The sequence below is a fragment of the Pseudomonas sp. LBUM1652 genome (assembly GCF_059716105.1).
On sequence record NZ_CP166804.1, the window covers coordinates 6,069,786 to 6,089,983 of the forward strand.

Here is a 20,198-nt window from a genome sequence, read left to right on the forward strand (position 1 = left end):
CTCTGCGCGTTGGCGCCAGCGTTTGATCGTGGCACGATGGCGGGGTTATCGACCGAGACCCCCTGACCATGCCGCAATCCCAAGCCAAGAATCTGTCCCTGATCGCCGCAATCGACCTGGGCTCGAACAGCTTTCACATGGTCGTGGCCAAGGCCCAGAACGGCGAAATCCGCATTCTCGAGCGCCTCGGCGAGAAGGTTCAACTGGCCGCCGGCATCGACGATGAGCGCAAGCTCAACGAAGAATCGATGCAACGTGGCCTCGATTGCCTCAAGCGTTTCGCCCAACTGATCAACGGTATGCCGCTGGGCGCCGTGCGCATCGTCGGCACCAACGCCCTGCGCGAAGCGCGCAACCGCCTCGAATTCATTCACCGCGCCGAAGAAATCCTCGGCCATCCGGTGGAAGTCATCTCCGGCCGTGAAGAAGCGCGCCTGATTTATCTGGGCGTGTCGCATACCCTCGCCGACACCCCGGGCAAACGTCTGGTCGCCGACATCGGCGGCGGCAGTACCGAGTTCATCATCGGTCAGCGCTTCGAACCACTGCTGCGCGAAAGCCTGCAAATGGGCTGCGTCAGCTTCACCCAGCGCTACTTCAAGGACGGCAAGATCACCCCGGCCCGTTATGCTCAGGCGTACACGGCGGCGCGGCTGGAGATCATGAGCATCGAACACGCCCTGCATCGCCTGACCTGGGATGAAGCCATCGGCTCCTCGGGCACCATCCGCGCCATCGGTCTGGCACTGAAGGCCGGCGGGCATGGCACAGGTGAAGTGAATGCTGAAGGCCTTGCGTGGCTCAAGCGTCGACTGTTCAAGCTCGGCGACGTCGACAAAATCGACTTCGACGGCATCAAGCCCGACCGCCGGGCGATTTTCCCGGCCGGCCTGGCGATTCTCGAAGCCATTTTCGACGCGCTCGAACTGCAACGCATGGATCACTGCGAAGGCGCCCTGCGAGAAGGCGTGCTCTACGACCTGCTGGGTCGCCATCACCATGAAGACGTGCGCGAACGCACCCTGACCTCGCTGATGGAGCGCTACCACGTCGACCTGGAACAAGCGGCGCGGGTTGAACGCAAAGCCCTGCACGCCTTCGATCAGGTGGCCGTGGACTGGGAACTGGATGACGGTATCTGGCGCGAATTGCTGGGCTGGGCGGCGAAAGTGCACGAAGTCGGCCTCGACATCGCCCACTATCACTACCACAAGCACGGCGCCTACCTGATCGAACACTCGGATCTGGCCGGCTTCTCCCGCGAAGACCAGCAAATGCTCGCCCTGCTGGTGCGCGGCCATCGCCGCAATATTCCCAAGGACAAATTCGCCGATTTTGGCGAAGACGGCGACAAGCTGATCCGCCTGTGCGTACTGCTGCGCTTTGCGATCCTGTTCCACCACATCCGCGGCACCCAGGCGATGCCGCAAGTGGTGCTGCATGCCAAGGGCGACAACCTTGATGTGGAGTTCCCCGAGAATTGGCTGGATGAGAATCAGCTGACTCAAGCGGATTTCGGCCTCGAAGCCGATTGGCTGACGCGGGTTGGCATCGCCCTCACCGTCCACTGATCACCCTGTGGCGAGGGGATTTATCCCCGATGGGCTGCGGAGCAGTCCCAACATTCTTGGCGAAAAAGACCGGGGCCGCTTCGCGCCCCATCGGGGATAAATCCCCTCACCACGAATGACTGCATGCAGGTACAAAAAAGGCGATCCCATGGGATCGCCTTTTTTATTGGGCTTGTCCCGTCCTGAATAAGGTTTACACCTTCTGACCCATTCTCAGGAGGGAGTAATGAATACGGGAGAAAGGCGCAGTCAGCGTGATTACACGCTGACCTTTAAATTGTCGGTTGTCGATCAGGTCGAAAAAGGCGAGTTGAGTTATAAAGAGGCTCAAGAGCGCTATGGCATTCAGGGTAAAACGACCGTACTGAACTGGTTACGCAGGCATGGTCGGCAGGACTGGAGTCAAGGCGCGTCCATTCGCTCCAAGAGACCCCGTTCCATGGATGAGCCCGATAAACCCCTGACACCCGAACAGCGAATCAAAGAGCTTGAAGAAAAGCTTGCCCAAGCCAACCAGAAAGCTCAGTTTTTCGAGGCCGTCGTTGACGTTTTGAAGAACGACTTCGGTGTTTCTGTCGTAAAAAAGCGATCCGGCAAGTCCTCTCCCAAGGGCAGATCCAAGGCCTGAGCATCAGTAGGGCTTGCCAGTTCATGGGGATTTCCCGTCAGGCTTATTACAAGCGCAACCGGGCGTGTGATGCCCGGGCCCGTCATGCCCAGGAAGTGATGGGATTCGTGAGGGAAAAGCGACTTAGGCAACCGCGCCTTGGCACCCGAAAACTTCACAATCTAATGCGCACTGAGCCAGAAGTGTCCGTAAAGGTTGGTCGAGACCGTTTATTCGATATCTTGCGAGATCGGCGCGAACTGGTTCCTCGCAGACGGGCGTATCACAAAACGACAGACAGCCATCATCGCTTTCGCCGGCATCCAAACCTGCTCAAAGATGGACCGATTCAGGTAGTCGCCAAGGCGCCAGAGCAAGTATGGGTTGCGGACATCACCTACTTACCGACGCAAACGGGTGTGGCTTATCTGAGTTTGGTCACCGATGCGTACTCCCGAAAAATCGTGGGGCACCATGTACATGAAAGCTTGCACACCGAATCGGTGATCCAAGCGTTCAACAAAGCCCTCAAGCAGCGGACAACGGAACAACGTCTGGTGCATCACTCGGACAGAGGCGTCCAATACTGCTCCGAGCTTTATCAGCGGCTGCATGCCAAATACGGCATCACCTGCTCAATGACCGATGGCTACGACTGCTACCAAAATGCGTTGGCTGAGCGTGTGAACGGGATTTTGAAAAACGAGTTATTGCTGCATCGCCCCAAAGATTTTGCAGAGGCCATCCGGATGGTGGACGAGTCGGTGCAGATCTATAACAACGAGCGGCCTCATCTGTCGCTGAAATACAAAACGCCCGATGCGGTGCATCGGGCGTTTTGAGGCTGAAACAGGTGTAAACCTATTTCAGGACTAGACAGCTGAAGGTCAGCTGCTCACCGGCAAAATCGGGCTACCCAACCGCTCCAGCAACGTCGCCTGCGCACTGCGCGGGTTCTGATTACCGGTTGGTGTGTTACGGATGTAACGGCCATCCGATTGCAGGCTCCAGCTGTGGGTGTTGTCGGTCAGGTACAGCTCCAGCTCCTTCTTCACCCGGGTCAGCAGCTTCTTGCCTTCCACCGGGAAGCAAGTCTCGACGCGCTTGTCGAGGTTGCGCTCCATCCAGTCGGCGCTGGAGAGGAACATCTGCTCCTCGCCGCCGTTGAGGAAATAGAACACTCGGGTGTGTTCCAGGAATCGACCAATGATCGAGCGCACATGAATGTTGTGCGAAACCCCGGCAATGCCCGGCCGCAGGCAGCACATGCCACGCACCACCAGATCGATACGCACGCCGGATTGGCTGGCCTTGTACAGCGCGCGGATGATCTTCGGATCGGTCAGCGAGTTGAACTTGGCGATGATGTGCGCCGGTTTGCCTTCGACGGCGAACTGGGTCTCGCGGGCAATCATGTCGAGCATGCCCTTCTTCAAAGTGAACGGCGCATGCAACAGCTTCTTCATGCGCAGCGTCTTGCCCATGCCGATCAACTGACTGAACAGTTTGCCGACGTCTTCGCACAAGGCGTCATCGGAGGTCAGCAGGCTGTAGTCGGTGTAGAGCTTGGCGTTGCCGGCGTGGTAGTTACCGGTGCCGAGGTGCGCGTAACGCACGATCTCGCCCTGTTCGCGACGCAGAATAAGCATCATCTTGGCGTGGGTCTTGAAGCCGACCACGCCGTAGATCACCACTGCCCCGGCCGCTTGCAGACGGCTGGCCAGTTGCAGGTTGGACTCTTCGTCGAAGCGCGCCCGCAGCTCGATGACCGCCGTCACTTCCTTGCCGTTACGCGCGGCATCCACCAGCGCATCGACGATTTCCGAGTTGGCGCCGGAGCGATACAGCGTCTGGCGCACGGCCAGAACATGCGGGTCTTTCGCGGCTTGACGCAGCAGATCGACCACCGGGGTGAACGACTCGAACGGGTGCAGCAGCAAAATATCCTGCTTGCTCACCACGCTGAAAATGTTCTCGCTGTTTTGCAGCAGTTTCGGGATCTGCGGGGTGAACGGCGTGTATTGCAGCTCCGGATGGCTGTCCAGGCCGGTGATGCTGAACAGTCGCGTCAGGTTGACCGGGCCGTTGACCTGATACAGCTCGGTCTCGCTCAGGTTGAACTGCTTGAGCAGATAGTCCGAGAGGTGTTTCGGGCAGGTGTCGGCGACTTCCAGACGCACCGCATCACCGTAGCGACGCGAGAACAACTCGCCACGCAGAGCGCGGGCCAAGTCTTCGACGTCTTCGGAATCCAGCGCCAGGTCGGCGTTTCGGGTCAGACGGAACTGGTAGCAGCCCTTGACCTTCATGCCTTGGAACAGGTCATCGGCGTGAGCGTGGATCATCGACGACAGGAACACATAGTTGTCGCCAGCGCCGCCGACTTCTTCCGGCACCTTGATGATGCGCGGCAGCAGGCGCGGTGCCGGGATGATCGCCAGACCGGAGTCGCGACCGAAGGCGTCGATACCTTCGAGTTCAACGATGAAGTTCAGGCTCTTGTTCACCAGCAACGGGAACGGGTGCGTGGGGTCGAGGCCGATCGGGGTGATGATCGGCGCGATCTCGTCGCGGAAATAACGACGAACCCAGGTCTTGAGCTTGGTCGTCCAGTTGCGGCGACGGATGAAGCGCACCTGATGCTTTTCCAACTCTGGCAGCAGGATGTCGTTGAGGATCGCGTACTGGCGATCAACGTGACCGTGAACCAGTTCGCTGATCCGCGCCAGGGCTTGATGCGGTTGCAGGCCATCGGCACCGGCCTGTTCACGGGCAAAGGTGATTTGCTTTTTCAGGCCGGCAACACGGATTTCGAAGAATTCGTCGAGGTTGCTGGAGAAGATCAGCAGGAACTTCAGCCGCTCCAGCAACGGATAGGACTCGTCCAGCGCCTGTTCCAGCACGCGGATGTTGAACTGCAGTTGCGAGAGCTCACGGTGGATGTACAGGCTGCTGTCATCCAGGCCTGGAATCGCAATCGCCGGCACCGCCGCAGCGGGTTCGGTGACCGGCGCGGGTGGCGCTGGCTCCAGCTCCGGCGGGGTTTCGGTGATTTGTTCCACCACCGGCTGAGCTTCTTTTACTGCAACTTCAGTGAGTCCTTCGGTATTCATTGAATGTTCCTGGGAGGGCTATTTCTGCTCTCGTAACAATTGAGCGGCGCGGACAGCAAAATAAGTCAGGATGCCATCAGCACCGGCACGTTTAAAGGCGGTCAGTGATTCGAGAATCACCGCCTCGCTCAACCAGCCATTCTGGATCGCCGCCATGTGCATGGCGTATTCGCCGCTAACCTGATAGACGAAGGTCGGCACCTTGAAGGCATCTTTTACCCGGAAAAGAATGTCCAGGTACGGCATGCCCGGCTTGACCATGACCATGTCCGCGCCTTCAGACAAGTCCGCGCCGACTTCGTGCAGCGCTTCGTCGCTGTTGGCCGGATCCATCTGATAAGAAGCCTTGTTCGCCTTGCCAAGGTTCGAGGCCGAACCCACGGCATCGCGGAAAGGCCCGTAATAGGCGCTGGCGTACTTGGCCGAGTAGGCCATGATCCGCACGTTGACGTGGCCGGCGATTTCCAGCGCTTCGCGGATCGCCTGAATGCGCCCGTCCATCATGTCCGACGGGGCAACGACCTGAGCGCCGGCCTCGGCGTGGGACAGCGCCTGGCGCACGAGCGCATCGACGGTGATGTCGTTCTGTACGTAGCCTGCTTCGTCGAGAATGCCGTCCTGACCGTGTGTGGTGAACGGGTCGAGCGCGACGTCGGTGATCACGCCCAGTTCCGGGAAGCGATCACGCAGGGCGCGAGTGGCGCGCTGGGCGATGCCTTCGGGATTCCAGGCTTCGGCGGCGTCGAGGGATTTGAGTTCTGCAGGCGTGACCGGGAACAATGCCAGCGCCGGAATCCCCAGTTCGACCCACTTGGCGGCTTCTTCAAGCAGCAAATCGATGGTCAAGCGCTCTACACCCGGCATCGAAGCCACGGCTTCGCGGCGGTTTTCACCGTCGAGCACGAAGACGGGCAGGATCAGGTCGTCGACCGTCAGTACATTTTCCCGCACCAGCCGACGCGAAAAATCATCACGGCGATTGCGACGCAGGCGGGTGGCGGGGAACAAACGGTTGGCAGGGGTAAAGCTCACGGCAGACTCCTGAGCCCGCGCAAACGGGCGAGCGTGACAGTTATAGACGGCCATTATGACGAACAGATTACAGTTGTGCGCACCCCGTGACATGTAGCCGCATTCCATTGTCTGTGTAGGAAATGTTCACGTCGAGACACATTTGGACACTTTCCTGAATGTGTTTGAAGGGTTAGGCTGCGCGTTCATTTCGCCAGCACCCAGACAATGCTCCAACAATTTCTGCATGACTTCGGCTACTTTGCCCTTTTTCTCGGCACGTTCTTCGAAGGCGAAACCATCCTGGTGCTCGCGGGTTTCCTCGCGTTTCGCGGATACATGGATATCAACCTGGTCGTGGTCGTGGCGTTCTTCGGCAGTTATGCCGGCGATCAGTTGTGGTACTTCCTGGGGCGCAAGCACGGGCGCAAATTGCTTGCACGCAAACCGCGCTGGCAATTGATGGGCGACCGGGCGCTGGAGCACATCCGTAAGCATCCGGACATCTGGGTTCTGAGCTTCCGCTTCGTTTATGGGTTGCGCACGGTGATGCCCGTGGCGATCGGCTTGTCGGGTTATCCACCGGGACGTTACCTGCTGCTGAACGGTATCGGCGCAGCGATCTGGGCCACCGCACTGGCTGCTGCCGCTTACCATTTCGGCGCTGTGCTCGAAGGCATGCTCGGCAGCATCAAGAAATACGAGCTGTGGGTACTCGGCGCGTTGCTGGTGCTGGGTGTTGGCCTGTGGCTGCGCCGCCGCTTCAAGAATGCCCGTTTGGCGAAGCAGGTTTACGCCGACGAGCAGGCAGCGAAAGCCGCGCACTTGCATCAGATCGAGCAGGCCAAAGTCGCCGACCCTAAGACGCCAAACGAGTAATTCGCTGGCGAACGCCATACAGCCCGATGCCACTGAGCAGGCTGTAACCGAGCAAGCCAGCCCAGGCCACCGGGCTGGCCGGCCACAGCCCGACCAGCGGCGCCAGCCACACCAGCGGCAGATTCGACGCCAACCGCAACAGCTCGACCTTCAGCGCCCACGGGCGATTCTCCAGGGCCACGCCCAACGCAAACAGACCGAACGCCACCGCCCCCCAACCGAGCACCAGCGCGGCGCTCGGCAGAGTGGTTTCCAGATTCATCAGGTAACTGCCCAGCGCGATATAGACGCAGAATTGCGCCGCCACGTACCACTGCTGGCGGCTCTCGAGCGGTATGTCGAATTTGCGAAACCGGGTCAGGTCCGGCTTGTTCAGCGGGTACTTCGCCGCTACATCCGCCGGACGCCAACCGGTGCGCATAAACCAGATCCGCAGCTTGTCCCACATGCTCTCCGTGCGCCGCGCGTCATCCCACAACTGCGCATAAAACTGCAGGTTGGCCCACAACGGATTCCAGCTCGCCAATGGCGTGGTCACGCCGAAAATCACCGGTTCGTTGTCGTCCTCTTCCTGGAACGAGCCAAACAGTCGATCCCAAATAATGAACACCCCGCCGTAGTTGCGATCCATGTAGAGAGCGTTCTGTGCATGGTGAGCCCGATGATTGGATGGCGTGACGAAAAACCATTCGAACCAGCCAAGCTTGGGAATGTGCTGGGTGTGCACCCAAAACTGATAGAGCAGATTCAGCGCCGCAACGCTGACGAACACCAGCAGCGGCACGCCAAGTACGGCCATCGGCAGGTAGAAGATCCAGCTCAGCAGAAATCCGGTGCTGGTCTGGCGCAACGCCGTCGAGAGGTTGTACTCCTCGCTCTGGTGATGCACCGAATGCGCCGCCCAGAGGATGTTGCGTTCATGGCCCATGCGGTGCAGCCAGTAATAGCAGAAGTCATAGAGGATGAAAGCGAACACCCAGACCCAGAGGCTCTGCGCCGGCAGCCTGAGCAAAGCCAGATGTTCCAGGGCAAAGGCATAGGTCACAAGGCCGACGCCTTTGGTCAGCAGCCCGGTAGTGGTCGACAGCACGCCGGTGCTGATGCTGTTCACCGCATCGGCCAGGCGATAGTGGCTGACCCCGCGCCAACGGTCGGCGATCAGCTCCACCACAATCAAAACGAAGAAAAACGGCACCGCATACAGAATGAAGTTCATGACGTGTTCCGAGCCAATTCCATGCAACAGATCGTAGGCCTGAGCGCGAATTTACCCTATGGCAACGCGCGACAAATTAGTGGACATTTAGCGCCATGAAACTGGAGAGAAACCCATGAGCAAAAAAGTTGCAGTGATCCTGTCCGGCAGTGGCGTTTACGACGGAGCAGAAATCCAGGAAAGCGTCATCACCCTGCTACGCCTTGATCAACGCGGCGCGCAGGTACAGTGCTTCGCCCCGAACATTGCGCAATTGCATGTAATCAATCACCTGACCGGCGAAGAAATGCCCGAGTCGCGCAACGTGCTGGTGGAGTCGGCGCGCATCGCCCGGGGCAACATCAAGGACATTCGTGAGGCCGACGTCGACGACTTCGATGCGCTGATCGTGCCGGGTGGCTTTGGGGCGGCGAAGAACCTGTCGAACTTCGCCATCGAAGGCGCCGGCTGCACCGTGCAGCCAGACGTTCTGGCCCTGGCCGAAGCGTTTGCCGAAGCAGGCAAACCAGTGGGGCTGATCTGCATCTCGCCGGCACTCGCGGCAAAGATCTACGGCCCGGGCGTGACCTGCACCATCGGCAACGATGCCGACACCGCCACCGCGATGAACAAGATGGGCGCCACTCACGAAGAGTGCGCAGTGACCGACATCATCGAAGACAAGGCACGCAAACTGGTGACGACCCCGGCTTATATGCTGGCTCAGAACATCAGTGAAGCGGCTTCGGGGATTAACAAACTGGTCGACCGCGTCCTTGAGCTGACTCACGAGAACGACGCCTGATCCGATCATGCTGAAGAGCTTTTGTGGTGAGGGGATTTAGCGAAACGTCGCACCGCCCCGACGGCCAGCGCAGCAGGCCCCGCTCTTCAAGATGCAAGGGGCTGCTGCGCAGCCCATCGGGGATAAATCCCCTCGCCACAGATATTCGGATGAATCAGGATTGGCGTGAAAGACGGGTGAGGATTCGGTCCAGCGCATTGGCAAACGCCTGCTTCTCGCGCTCGCCAAACGGCGCCGGGCCGCCGCTCATCTGGCCTTGTTCACGCAGATCGGTGAACAGATTGCGCACGGCCAGGCGCTCGCCCATGTTCTGCGCATCGAACTCTTTGCCTCGCGGATCAAGCGCCGCCACACCCTTTTTCACCAACCGATCGGCCAGCGGAATATCGCTGCAGATCACCAGCTCACCGGGCACGGCGTGCTCGACCAGATAATCGTCCGCCGCATCCGGGCCGCTGGGCACCACGATCAACTTGACGATGGCCAGCCCCGGTTTGGTCTGCGGCTGCCCCGCCACCAGCACCACTTCGAACTGGCGCTTGAGCGCGAACTTCACCACCAGATCCTTCGCCGCCCGTGGACAGGCGTCGGCATCGATCCATACACGCATTTTCAACCTCCAAAAAATTCGCGAGCAGGCTCGCTCCCACAGGATATACGCCATCCATGTGGGAGCGAGCCTGCTCGCGATTATGAGCGCAGCGAATGCCGTCAGGCGGCGACTCGCTTCTTCTCAGCCAGCCGACTACGGCTATACAGCACGATGATCGCCACAATCGCCACCGCCTGCGCCGTCAGCGAATAGGCATCGGCATGAATCCCCAGCCAGTCGAAATCGAAGAACGCCACCGGCCGCGTGCCGAAAATCCCCGCTTCCTGCAACGCCTTCACGCCATGCCCGGCAAACACCACTGACAGCGCACACAGCAGCGCGGCGTTGATGCTGAAGAACAGCGTCAGCGGCAGTTTTGCCGAACCGCGCAGGATCACCCAGGCCAGACCGACCAGCAGCACCAGCGCCGTCGCACCGCCTGCCAGTACCGCGTTGTGTCCGGCAGGACCGGCCTGCAACCACAGGGTTTCGTAGAACAGGATCACTTCGAACAGCTCGCGATACACCGAGAAGAACGCCAGGATCGCGAAGCCAAAACGCCCGCCACCGCCGACCAGACTGCTCTTGATGTAATCCTGCCAGGCTGCTGCGTGACGGCGGTCGTGCATCCACACACCGAGCCACAACACCATCACACTGGCGAACAGCGCCGTAGCGCCCTCGAGCAATTCACGCTGCGAGCCGCTGACATCGATCACATACGCCGCCAGCGCCCAAGTCCCCAGGCCGGCCAGCAACGCCAGGCCCCAACCAACGTTAACGCTACGCACCGCCGATTGCTGACCGGTGTTGCGCAGGAACGCAAGGATCGCCGCCAGCACCAGAATCGCTTCCAGCCCTTCGCGCAGCAAAATCAGCAGACCGGAGATAAAGCTCAGCGACCAGCTCAAACCATCGCTGCCGAGCAGACCGGCGGATTCCTTGAGTTTGGCCTTTGCCGCGTCCAGACGCTGTTCGGCCTGGGCCACCGGTAACCCGTCCTGCAACGACTGCCGATAAGCCATCAAGGATTTTTCAGTGTCCTTGCGCACATTCGCGTCGACGTTATCCAGCGAACTCTCGACCAGTTCGAAGCCTTCCAGATACGCCGCCACCGACAGGTCGTAAGCCTGATCGTGGTCGCCAGCGCGGTAAGCCGCGAGGCTCTTGTCCAGCGTTGCAGCGGTGTAGTCGAGCAACTGCGCCGGGCCACGCTTGACCTGCGGCGGCTGCGCACGCTGGGCACGGAACGTGGCGGCGGCTTGCGCGCCTTCGGCAATTTGCACTTCGGCCGGGGTCTGGCGGGCCAGATCGGCGATGTTGTAGGCCTGCTCGGATTTGGCTGCCGAGGCATCGGCGCTGAGCCCGGCGACGTATGTCGCCATGTCCCAGCGCTGGCGATCATCCAGTTGATCGGCAAACGACGGCATGTCGGTGCCTTCGACGCCTTGACCGAGGGTGCTGTAGATCGCGTATAGGCTCAGGTGATCCAGACGGGCGGCGTCGCGCAGGTTGGCCGGGGGCGGTGTCAGGCCGACACCGGCCGGGCCATCGCCCGCGCCGGTTTCACCGTGGCACACCGAGCAGTGCTGGGCGAAGAGCGGTGCGGCACGCGCCGGATCGGGCGTGATGACCGGCGCCTGGCTGACCTCATAGGCCACGGCCAGTTTCGCCCCCAGTTGCCGCGCCTGACGGGCAACTTCCGCGCCGTCCTGCCGAGCGGTGACCGCCGCGCGCAAGGCAATCACACCTTGCTCCAGCCCAGCCTTTTCCGGTTTAACCGGCAAATCCGCGATCAGCCCCTGCAACACCTGAATGAATTCCAGTTGCTCACGGTATTCAGAGTCGTCGACGACTTTGCCCGCTTCCACCGTCGGCGGATAGTCGGCACTGATGTAATCGAGCATGTGCAGCGCTTGCGGCGCGCCTTCCACCGTATCGGCCAACAGGTTTGAGCAACTCAGGGCGCACAACGGGAACAACAGCCAGGCCAGAAAACGGGACGGCGCAGTCATGAACGAATCTCAATTGGTAATACGAAGTAACACATTGTTCACTTCCAATGAGATTCCCTCAAGCTTTGTCAGCGCGGCGGTCGTTTTTTTCAGCGTAACGGTGCAGCTTTTGTCCGGTAATGTGCGTGCATGAACTCGACGAACACCTGCACCTTGAGTGCGACATGCCGGGGCAAACAGCCCTTATACTGCGTCACCTCCCGCCCTTGCCGTTCAAGGAAGAACCTGCCTCCATGCGCCGTAGCCTGCCGTTTTGCCTGTTGTTCAGCGCCCTCATGCAACTGAACGGTTGCGCCGCTTACCGCAATTACGATGCAGAGATGCAGCAGACCATCGATCAGATGTCGGCGGGCAATCTCAACGAAGCGCTCTACCTGATGGAGCTGAATAATCCCTGGGAAGACAAGGATCTGCTGTATTACCTGGAAAGAGGCGCCATTCTCAGTGCCGGCACGGCCCTGCCAAAAAGTCAGGAAGCCTGGCGCACGGCTGACCGGATGATTGTCCAGCGCGAAGAGGCCGTCCCCTCCGCAGGCATGAAGCTGCTGACCCGGTTCGGCAATGAAATGGGCACCATGCTGGTCAACGACAAGTTGCTGCGCTACGAAGGTTACGACTACGAAAAAGTCATGCTGACCACCGAGATGGCGCTCAACCAACTGGCGGAGAACGATTTCGACGGTGCGCGCGCCGACATCAAGAAAACCCACGAACGCGAAACCCTGATTGCGCGCCAGCGGGAACGGCAATACGAAGAAGCTGAAGAACAGGCCAAAAGCCAAGGGATCACGTTGCGTTACAAGGATCTGCAAGGCTATCCGGTCACTGTCCTCGACGCCCCGCAAGTGGTTGAACTGAAGAACGGCTATCAGAGTGCATTCAGCCATTACCTGGCGGGCTTCACCTATGAAGCGTTGGGCGAACGCACGCTCGCGGCACCGGGTTATCGCCAGGCCATTGAGTTACGCCCGGGCGTACCGTTTCTCGAGAAAGCCTTGCGCAATCTGGACAAGCCCGCGCCGGCAGCGGATGAAAGCGAGATCCTGGTCGTTGTCCAGGCCGGTTTCGCGCCGGTGCGCAGTTCGGTGCAAGTGCCGATCCCGGTGCGACTGAACGAAAACCTGACGATTGTCGCGCCGATCTCGTTTCCGGTGATGGTGCCCGATACGATCACACCGCCTGTTCCGAGTGTGCTCGTCGACGGCAAACAATACCCATTGACGATGATCAACAGCGTTACTGACATGGCCATGCGTACCTTGCGCGATGACATGCCGGCGATCATCTCTCGCGCGATGTTCCGCGCCAACATGGCCGCCATCAGTCAGGCTCAAAAGAATGAACGCAATCCGGCCACAGCTTCGCTGGTGGTTACTGAACACGATCCTTTCGAAGAGGCGGATACGCGCACCTGGCGCACCCTTCCGGACAAAACCCTGGTCGCCCGTCTACGCCTGAAAAAAGGTCTGCATCGCGTGAGCTTCCCGTACTTGCGTGCAGCGGACGGGTTCACCGTGCGTGTCGACCAGAACCATCAGGTGTTCAACCTTCGGGTATTCATGGGCATGAACTACTACGTGGGGTCTTCGCTGGTGCTACCCGAAGTACCAGAGCCTGCTAACGTTGGCAGTCCCGGGCAGTAATGGCACCTAACTAACCGATGCAATTAAAAAGCTATTACATAGCCACTAGCACCCGCTTATAATGCCGCGCCCTCGCTATCGCGATGCGGCATAAAAGCTCCTCTGGTTATGAGGAATTGGCAGGAGGCCAACGCCACTGTCGATGGGTCACACCAGCCCGACCAGCATCCGCGGCTGTAGTTACTCCAGGGAAGAAGTACCCCCATGGCATTCCGCGCCCCCACTCTGATTGCGCTCAGCGCCGTCACTCTGCTGTCCGGCTGTTCGGCGTTTCGCAACTACGACTCCGAACTGGCCCAGACCAACCAGCAACTGGCTTCCGGCAATGTCGATGCCGCGCTGACCCTGCTGGAAAAGAACAACACCAGCGCCGACAAAGACCTGCTCTATTACTTCGAGAAAGGTGAACTGCTGCGCGCCAAGGGCGACTTGTCCGGCAGCCAGAACGCCTGGACCAGCGCCGACCAGGTGGTGGGTCAGTGGGAAGACGCGGTCAAGCTCGACACCGGCAAATACCTGGCCCAGTTCGGCAGCTTCATCGTCAACGACAAGGTTCGCCGCTACGAAGGCTACGACTACGAAAAAGTCATGCTGACCACGCAAATGGCCCTGAACCTGCTGGCGGTCAATGACTTCGACGGCGCGCGCACTGCGATCAAGAAGACTCACGAACGTGAAGCGGTGATCGCCGACCTGCGCGACAAGGAATACCTCAAGAGCGAGGAAGAGGCCGAGAAAGAAGGCATCAAGACTCAGTACAAGGATCTGCAGGGCTATCCGGTCGCCAGCCTCGATGCGCCGGAAGTGGTCGGCCTGAAAAACAGCTACCAGAGTGCGTTCAGCCATTACCTGGCCGGTTTCGTCTACGAAGCCCTTGGCGAAAAAGACCTGGCTGCACCGGGCTACCGCAAGGCCGCAGAACTGCGCCCGAACACGCCGCTGCTGGAACAGGCGCTGGTCAACCTCGACAAGCCGACCAAGAGCGATGACAGCGACATCCTGATCGTGGTGCAAAGCGGTCTGGCGCCGTCCCGCGATTCGATTCGCGTGCCACTGCCGCTGCCAATCTCCAACAACGTGGTGATCACGCCGCTGTCGTTCCCGATCATCAAGCCTGACACCTCCACCGCGCCGTTCGCGCAGATCGGTGTCGACGGCCAGCAAGTCAACCTGACCGGCCTCAACAGCACCACCGCCATGTCTCGCCGCGCCCTGCGCGACGACATGCCGGGGATTATCCTGCGCACCACCGTGCGCGCGATCACCAAAGGCGTGGCGCAGAAGCAGATCAACGAAACCAATCCACTGGCCGGTCTGGCCGTGGGTATCTCTTCAGCTGTGCTCGAAGGTGCCGATACCCGTACGTGGCGCACGCTGCCGGACAACACCCAGGTGGTGCGTCTGCGCTTGAAGAAAGGTGAACACCAAGTCACTCTGCCGAGCGCTGTGGGCGGTTCGGTGGTCAAGGTCACCGTCGATCAGCGTTATCAGGTGATCAGCCTGCGTGCCGTGGGCAATCAGGTGTTTGCTGGCGGTCTCGCCGCCCACGTGATCCCGAGCGCCGCTGCGACCAACGTCGCCAGCCTCAAACAACCTTAAGAACGGAGTCTTTGCATGCGCTTCAAATTCATCGCCGTCGCCGCCCTCGCCGTGCTGGCCAGCGGCTGCGCCACCCCGCCACCTCCTGAGCCGGGCAGCGCCGCGAGCAAAGTCGTGGCCATGGGGCCGCAAAAACACATCGTCGTCGGCGCCATGCGCGTCGCCCGCGAAAACGGTTTCATGACCGTCAATGTGCAGTTGAGCAACACCCTCAACAGCAACAAGATTTTCTACTACCGCTTCGCCTGGCTCGGCCCTGAAGGCTTCCCGGTCGCGGAAGAAGAAGTCTGGAAAAGCCAGATGATGTACGGCGCGCAGACCAGCTTCGTCCAGGCTATCGCCCCGACGCCGAAAGCGGTGGATTTCCGTCTGGAAATCAAGACGCCTTAAGTCCGCTTCCCCCTATTCCTGTTTTAGAGAGCACTGTCATGTTTGCACGCTTTTCCTGCATCGCCGTTATCGCCCTGCTAGCTTCCGGTTGCGCCAACACCTCGCCAACCCTGGGCAGCAAGAACATCAGCTACGGCGACACCAAGGCTGTTGAAACCGTCACCAACGAATTCGGTTCGACTGACCTGCAAATGATCGCCGAGTCGATGACCCGCTCCCTGGCCCAGTCCGGCATTCTGCAGGGCCGCCCGGTGGTTCAGGTCTACGACGTGAAGAACAAGACCAGCGAGTACATCGATACCCGCGAAATCACCACCAGCATCAAGACTCAGCTGATGAAAACCGGCGTTGCGCGCTTCGCCAGCGACAACAATGCGATGCAGAGCCAGGTTGACCAGCTCAAGCTGCAAAACCAGAGCGGCCTGTACAAGAAGAGCACCGTGGCCAAGACTGGCAACATGGTTGCCGCCAAGTACCGCATCGAAGGTTCGATCAGCTCGATCGTCAAGCGCAGCAGCGATTACAAGGACGTCTTCTACAAGTTCAGCCTGCAATTGATCGACGTTGAAAGCGGTCTGGCCGAGTGGATGGACGAAAAAGAGATCCGCAAAACCACGGAGCGTTAATCGATGCGCACATGGATTGGCATGATGGCCCTGGCTTGCGCGTTTGGCGCGCAAGCGGCCCCGAAAGTCGCGGTGACGGATCTGGCGTATCAGGAACGTGTGGAGCAATACATTCACATCGTTTCGGCGCAGAACAATTACCGCGAGGGTTACTACAGCTCCAGCGGTTCTTCGAGCTATAACGAGATCGAAGCGACCACCAGCTACATCGAGCAGACCGAGCTGCGCAAATTCACCGGCGACATCAAGGGTGAAATTCTGCGTACCGGTATGTTCCAGCTGGTGCAGGGCACGCCGTACACCGCGTCGTCCAAGGGTGACATCTACGACGTGATCAAGCGGATCAAGGCCGGCAACTTCAAGGGTGCCGACTATGTTCTGTTTGGCACCGTGTCAGACATCGACTTCACCCAGGACATGAACGAGCTGGCGCACACCGACAGCTATTCGGCGGTACTGGGCCTGACGCTGGTGGCGGACTTCAGCCTGATCAACACCAAGACCTTCGAAATCACGTCGGCCTTCACGGCGATGGGTGAAGCGCAGGACACCAAATTGGTGAACCACCGCGACATCAAGATCTCGCTGAACCGCCCACGGGTGGTGCGCGAGGTGTCGAAGGCGCTGGGTGAGGACGTGGCCGGACAACTGAGCCAACAGCTCGGAGGCGGCGGTTACGAGCAGCCGCGCGAGCCGCAGCAGCGTAACAACCTGCCGCGCGATACCGCGCCGGTGATTTTGCGCTGATTGCAGGCCTGCACAAATCTGCAGTGGACTTTTGTGGTGAGGGGATTTATCCCCGATGGGCTGCATAGCAGCCCCCTTTATTTCAAGATCAAGAGGGGCCCGCTTCGCGAGCCATCGGGGATGAATCCCCTCGCCACAAAAACATCCTCAGCACTAATAAAAAAGGCGACCTCATGAGGTCGCCTTTTTTGTGCCTGCGGGGTTTATACCGCCGCTTTACGCAACGTCGCCATAAACGCCGCCGCGCCGATGAACAGCCCGGCAAACGTGCGGTTCATGCGTTTCTGTTGTGTTGGCGTGCGCAGCAGGCGCAACACTTTCGACGCCAGACCGGTATAGCCAGCCATGACAATCAGGTCGACAAAGATCATGGTCGCGCCGATCACCAGATACTGGATCAGCAGCGGCGCGTGGGGATTGATGAACTGCGGCAGCACCGCCAGCATGAACACCAATGCCTTGGGGTTGCTGATATTCACCAGAAAACCGCGGAAGACCAGCGCCAACGGCTTGCCGATCGGCCGCACCGCTGCGTCATCGCTCATGTCCATGGGCAGCGCGCGCCATTGCTTGATCGCCAGATACACCAGATAGGCCACACCAAACCATTTGATCGCATGGAACGCAGTGGCCGAAGCGGTAAGAATCGCGCCGACACCGGCGCCGACAATCGCGATCTGCACGGCCAGGCCGATTTGCAGGCCCAAGGCATTCCAGTAACCACGCCAGAAGCCGTATTGCAGACCGCTGGACATCGACGCAATGGCGCCAGCGCCCGGGGAAAGACTGATCACCCAGCAGGCGGCGAAGAACGCCAGCCATGTTTGTAGCTCCATCGCACACCTCGACTCTGACTCGTGACAGACGTCCAAGCTAATGCGATCTATGGATCTTGAAAAGCCTTACTTCTCGAAACCGCTCGAAGGGAACACATCCGTCCCCCGCCAACGCCGCACCGAACGCTGGAAGAACAAGCTGTTCGGCACCTGCACCATCGCGCTGCCGGTGCCCAGCTCCTCAGCCTCGATCAACGTGGTGTAGAGTAGATTGATCGCCACCACCCGTCCTTTGACGCCGGGCTTGTCGGTGGTGTCGACCAGCTCGACCACATCACCGAGGCGAAACGGCCCGACGGTGAAGATCAGAATCGCGCAGAGCAGATTCGACAGCACACTCCACATCGCGAAGAACGCCACCGCCGCCACCGCGACGAAACCCGACAGCGCGGTCCACAGTACCGTGGCCGAGACGCCGAGGCGCTGCAGGACAAAGATCACCGCACTGCCCATGATCAGCCAGCGCAACACGCCACGCAGCGGCATCAGCAGTTGCGGCGGAAACGGGTAACGCTCGCCCAGACGGGTCAGGCATTTGGCGACAAAGCGCTGGGCAATGTAACCGGCCAGCAGGATCAGCAGAATCTGCACGCCGAGCCAGATCGGCTCGACCCACATGGCCGGCAGCGGCAGCTTGAACGCTTCCATCAGGACAACGCCTCCAGCTCCGCCTGCATGCTTTCCAGCATTTCGAGGGCTTCCATCCACGCCTCTTCAAGTTCCGCTTCGCGCACTTTCAGCTTGGCCTGCTCGGCCAGCAGATCACGCAACTCGTTCTTGCGTGCCGGCTCGTAGATTTCGCTGTCGCCGAGACTGGCATCGACCTTGGCCAGTTTTTCGTGGAGCTTGCCCAGTTCGGCTTCAAGCTTGTCGGCTTCACGCTTGTGCGGTGCCAGTTGCTGACGCAACGCAGCAGCGGCCTGACGCTGAGCCTTCTTGTCGGTTTTGTCCGGGTTCACCGGGGTGTTGCTGACCGGCGCATTGCGTTGACGGTATTCCACCAGCCAACGCGCATAGTCTTCGAGGTCGCCGTCGAATTCTTCGACCTTGCCGTCGGCGACCAGATAGAAGTTGTCGGTGGTGCTCTTGAGCAAGTGACGATCGTGAGAGACCACGAGAACAGCGCCACTGAACTCCTGCAACGCCATGGTCAGCGCCAGGCGCATTTCCAGATCGAGGTGGTTGGTCGGTTCGTCGAGCAGCAACAGGTTCGGCCGCTCCCAGGCGATCAACGCCAGGGCCAGACGCGCCTTCTCGCCACCGGAGAAATTCAGTACCGGCTCGTCGAGCCGCGCGCCACGGAAGTCGAAACCACCGAGGAAGTCACGCAGGGCCTGCTCACGCTCGGTCGGCGCCAGACGCTGCAAGTGCAGCAACGGGCTGGCCTTGGAGTCCAGTGAGTCGAGTTGATGCTGGGCGAAGTAGCCGACCACGGTGTTCTCGCCTCGGGTCAGGCGACCGGCCAGCGGTTGCAGCTCACCGGCGAGGTTCTTGATCAGCGTCGACTTACCCGCACCGTTGGGCCCGAGCAGACCGATCCGCGCGCCGGGGGTCAGTTGCAGCTTGACCTTCTCCAGCACGGTTCGGTCGCCGTAGCCCAGGTTCGCATCGGACAAATCAATCAACGTGCTGGAGATCTTCGTCGACTCGCGGAACACGAAGTCGAACGGCGAATCGACGTGAGCCGCCGACAACTCTTCCATGCGCTCCAGCGCCTTGATCCGGCTCTGGGCCTGACGGGCCTTGGTGGCCTGAGCCTTGAAGCGGGCGATGTAGCTTTCCATGTGCGCACGCTGCGCCTGTTGCTTCTCGTAGGCCTGTTGCTGCTGGGCCAGACGCTCGGCACGGGCGCGTTCGAACGCGGTGTAGCCGCCCCGGTACAGGGTGATTTTGCGTTGATCGACGTGGGCAACATGGTCGACGACTTCATCGAGGAAATCGCGGTCGTGGGAAATCAGCAGCAAGGTGCCCGGATAGCTCTTCAGCCACTCTTCGAGCCAGATGATGGCGTCGAGGTCCAAGTGGTTGGTCGGTTCGTCGAGCAGCAGCAAGTCCGACGGGCACATCAATGCCTGCGCCAGATTCAGACGCATCCGCCATCCACCGGAGAAATCTCCTACCTGGCGATCCATCTGCTCATTGGTGAAACCCAGACCGGCGAGCAACTTGCGCGCCCGCGCGTCGGCGGTGTAGCCGTCAGCGCTGTCGAGTTCGGCGTGCAGGCGAGCCAGCGCCACGCCGTCATGGGCCGCTTCGGCCACTGCAAGGTCGCGTTGCACCTCACGTAGACGCAGGTCGCCATCGAGCACATAGTCGACCGCCAGGCGCTCGAGGGTATCGACCTCCTGACGCATGTGCGCGATCCGCCAGTCAGCCGGCAGCAGGCAATCGCCCGAATCCGGGTGCAACTCGCCGCGCAGCAAGGCAAACAGGCTGGATTTGCCGGCGCCGTTGGCACCGATGAGGCCGGCTTTGTGGCCGGCGTGCAGGGTCAGCTCGGCGTCTTCTAGCAGACGTTGCGGGCCACGCTGTAAAGTCAGGTTCTGAAGTCGGATCATAATGGCGGCGG

Annotated in this window: 17 protein-coding genes; 9 read left to right on the top strand and 8 right to left on the bottom strand. The window is 60.1% G+C overall.

The features are described from left to right. Nucleotides 1–68: 68 nt before the first annotated feature. Both ppx and ACA069_RS27510 read left to right on the top strand, forming a co-directional pair. Nucleotides 69–1,571: an exopolyphosphatase gene (gene ppx, locus ACA069_RS27505; RefSeq protein ID WP_489880589.1), complete on the top strand. Its 1,503-nt coding sequence runs from the start codon at nt 69–71 to the stop codon at nt 1,569–1,571. A 226-nt stretch (nt 1,572–1,797) separates the two neighbouring features. After that, a protein-coding gene (locus tag ACA069_RS27510; RefSeq protein ID WP_497615576.1) for an IS3 family transposase occupies nt 1,798–3,020 on the top strand; the annotation gives its coding sequence in 2 pieces (ribosomal slippage) (nt 1,798–2,149 and nt 2,149–3,020; 1,224 coding nt in all). 45 nt (nt 3,021–3,065) lie between these two features. Here ACA069_RS27510 and ppk1 read toward each other — a convergent pair. Then, nucleotides 3,066–5,291 (bottom strand): polyphosphate kinase 1, encoded by a 2,226-nt coding sequence (gene ppk1 / locus ACA069_RS27515; protein WP_187678223.1) that lies wholly within the window; start codon nt 5,289–5,291, stop codon nt 3,066–3,068. 18 nt (nt 5,292–5,309) lie between these two features. Then, the gene (gene hemB, locus ACA069_RS27520; protein ID WP_497615577.1) at nt 5,310–6,323 is read right to left on the bottom strand and encodes a porphobilinogen synthase; all 1,014 of its coding nucleotides are present in this window, start codon (nt 6,321–6,323) and stop codon (nt 5,310–5,312) included. Nucleotides 6,324–6,530: 207 nt separating this feature from the next. Between hemB and ACA069_RS27525 the strand changes: the two genes are divergently transcribed. Then, on the top strand, nt 6,531–7,181 hold the full coding sequence (locus ACA069_RS27525; RefSeq protein WP_401264513.1) for a DedA family protein: 651 nt from the start codon (nt 6,531–6,533) through the stop codon (nt 7,179–7,181). Here ACA069_RS27525 and ACA069_RS27530 read toward each other — a convergent pair. Further along, entirely contained in the window at nt 7,162–8,397 is a 1,236-nt protein-coding gene (locus tag ACA069_RS27530) for a sterol desaturase family protein (protein ID WP_401264516.1), read from the bottom strand. The two genes, ACA069_RS27525 and ACA069_RS27530, sit on opposite strands and share 20 nt — an antisense overlap. A gap of 115 nt (nt 8,398–8,512) precedes the next feature. Here ACA069_RS27530 and elbB point away from each other — a divergent pair, with 115 nt between their 5' ends. Then, on the top strand, nt 8,513–9,181 hold the full coding sequence (gene elbB, locus ACA069_RS27535; RefSeq protein ID WP_187678227.1) for an isoprenoid biosynthesis glyoxalase ElbB: 669 nt from the start codon (nt 8,513–8,515) through the stop codon (nt 9,179–9,181). A 154-nt stretch (nt 9,182–9,335) separates the two neighbouring features. Here elbB and ACA069_RS27540 read toward each other — a convergent pair whose 3' ends face one another. Then, nucleotides 9,336–9,791 (bottom strand): YaiI/YqxD family protein, encoded by a 456-nt coding sequence (locus tag ACA069_RS27540; RefSeq protein ID WP_187678228.1) that lies wholly within the window; start codon nt 9,789–9,791, stop codon nt 9,336–9,338. 101 nt (nt 9,792–9,892) lie between these two features. Next, the gene (locus tag ACA069_RS27545; protein WP_497615578.1) at nt 9,893–11,788 is read right to left on the bottom strand and encodes an FTR1 family protein; all 1,896 of its coding nucleotides are present in this window, start codon (nt 11,786–11,788) and stop codon (nt 9,893–9,895) included. A gap of 233 nt (nt 11,789–12,021) precedes the next feature. On the opposite strand from ACA069_RS27545, the gene ACA069_RS27550 reads away from it, so the two are divergent. From ACA069_RS27550 to ACA069_RS27570, 5 genes are all read left to right on the top strand, one after another. Then, nucleotides 12,022–13,431, top strand: coding sequence for a COG3014 family protein (locus ACA069_RS27550; protein WP_497615579.1), 1,410 nt, complete (start codon nt 12,022–12,024; stop codon nt 13,429–13,431). Nucleotides 13,432–13,635: 204 nt separating this feature from the next. Next, nucleotides 13,636–15,030: a COG3014 family protein gene (locus ACA069_RS27555; RefSeq protein ID WP_401264524.1), complete on the top strand. Its 1,395-nt coding sequence runs from the start codon at nt 13,636–13,638 to the stop codon at nt 15,028–15,030. Nucleotides 15,031–15,045: 15 nt separating this feature from the next. Next, nucleotides 15,046–15,420, top strand: coding sequence for a YcfL family putative periplasmic lipoprotein (locus tag ACA069_RS27560; RefSeq protein WP_497615580.1), 375 nt, complete (start codon nt 15,046–15,048; stop codon nt 15,418–15,420). Between the two features lie 38 nt (nt 15,421–15,458). Beyond that, the gene (lpoB, locus tag ACA069_RS27565; protein ID WP_016772610.1) at nt 15,459–16,046 is read left to right on the top strand and encodes a penicillin-binding protein activator LpoB; all 588 of its coding nucleotides are present in this window, start codon (nt 15,459–15,461) and stop codon (nt 16,044–16,046) included. Nucleotides 16,047–16,049: 3 nt separating this feature from the next. Next, complete coding sequence (locus ACA069_RS27570) at nt 16,050–16,793, top strand: penicillin-binding protein activator LpoB (RefSeq protein WP_401264528.1); 744 nt, start codon at nt 16,050–16,052, stop codon at nt 16,791–16,793. A 203-nt stretch (nt 16,794–16,996) separates the two neighbouring features. Here ACA069_RS27570 and ACA069_RS27575 read toward each other — a convergent pair whose 3' ends face one another. The 3 genes from ACA069_RS27575 to ACA069_RS27585 all read right to left on the bottom strand — a co-directional run bounded on the left by ACA069_RS27575 (nt 16,997) and on the right by ACA069_RS27585 (nt 20,187). Further along, entirely contained in the window at nt 16,997–17,629 is a 633-nt protein-coding gene (locus ACA069_RS27575; RefSeq protein ID WP_187678234.1) for a LysE family transporter, read from the bottom strand. A 66-nt stretch (nt 17,630–17,695) separates the two neighbouring features. After that, entirely contained in the window at nt 17,696–18,277 is a 582-nt protein-coding gene (locus ACA069_RS27580) for a mechanosensitive ion channel family protein (RefSeq protein ID WP_187678235.1), read from the bottom strand. After that, a complete protein-coding gene (locus tag ACA069_RS27585; RefSeq protein ID WP_497615581.1) occupies nt 18,277–20,187 on the bottom strand; it encodes an ATP-binding cassette domain-containing protein in 1,911 nt (636 codons plus the stop codon). The genes ACA069_RS27580 and ACA069_RS27585 overlap by 1 nt, the downstream gene beginning before the upstream one ends. Nucleotides 20,188–20,198 lie beyond the last annotated feature (11 nt).

Bases quoted from the DNA above. Each gene is read 5' to 3' on its own strand.
- ppx (WP_489880589.1), top strand. From the start codon at position 69: ATGCCGCAATCCCAAGCCAAGAATCTGTCCCTGATCGCCGCAATCGAC.
- ppk1 (WP_187678223.1), bottom strand. From the start codon at position 5,291: ATGAATACCGAAGGACTCACTGAAGTTGCAGTAAAAGAAGCTCAGCCG.
- lpoB (WP_016772610.1), top strand. From the start codon at position 15,459: ATGTTTGCACGCTTTTCCTGCATCGCCGTTATCGCCCTGCTAGCTTCC.
- ACA069_RS27545 (WP_497615578.1), bottom strand. From the start codon at position 11,788: ATGACTGCGCCGTCCCGTTTTCTGGCCTGGCTGTTGTTCCCGTTGTGC.
- elbB (WP_187678227.1), top strand. From the start codon at position 8,513: ATGAGCAAAAAAGTTGCAGTGATCCTGTCCGGCAGTGGCGTTTACGAC.
- ACA069_RS27525 (WP_401264513.1), top strand. From the start codon at position 6,531: ATGCTCCAACAATTTCTGCATGACTTCGGCTACTTTGCCCTTTTTCTC.
- ACA069_RS27580 (WP_187678235.1), bottom strand. From the start codon at position 18,277: ATGGAAGCGTTCAAGCTGCCGCTGCCGGCCATGTGGGTCGAGCCGATC.
- ACA069_RS27575 (WP_187678234.1), bottom strand. From the start codon at position 17,629: ATGGAGCTACAAACATGGCTGGCGTTCTTCGCCGCCTGCTGGGTGATC.
- ACA069_RS27530 (WP_401264516.1), bottom strand. From the start codon at position 8,397: ATGAACTTCATTCTGTATGCGGTGCCGTTTTTCTTCGTTTTGATTGTG.
- ACA069_RS27550 (WP_497615579.1), top strand. From the start codon at position 12,022: ATGCGCCGTAGCCTGCCGTTTTGCCTGTTGTTCAGCGCCCTCATGCAA.
- ACA069_RS27555 (WP_401264524.1), top strand. From the start codon at position 13,636: ATGGCATTCCGCGCCCCCACTCTGATTGCGCTCAGCGCCGTCACTCTG.
- ACA069_RS27585 (WP_497615581.1), bottom strand. From the start codon at position 20,187: ATGATCCGACTTCAGAACCTGACTTTACAGCGTGGCCCGCAACGTCTG.
- ACA069_RS27570 (WP_401264528.1), top strand. From the start codon at position 16,050: ATGCGCACATGGATTGGCATGATGGCCCTGGCTTGCGCGTTTGGCGCG.
- ACA069_RS27540 (WP_187678228.1), bottom strand. From the start codon at position 9,791: ATGCGTGTATGGATCGATGCCGACGCCTGTCCACGGGCGGCGAAGGAT.
- ACA069_RS27560 (WP_497615580.1), top strand. From the start codon at position 15,046: ATGCGCTTCAAATTCATCGCCGTCGCCGCCCTCGCCGTGCTGGCCAGC.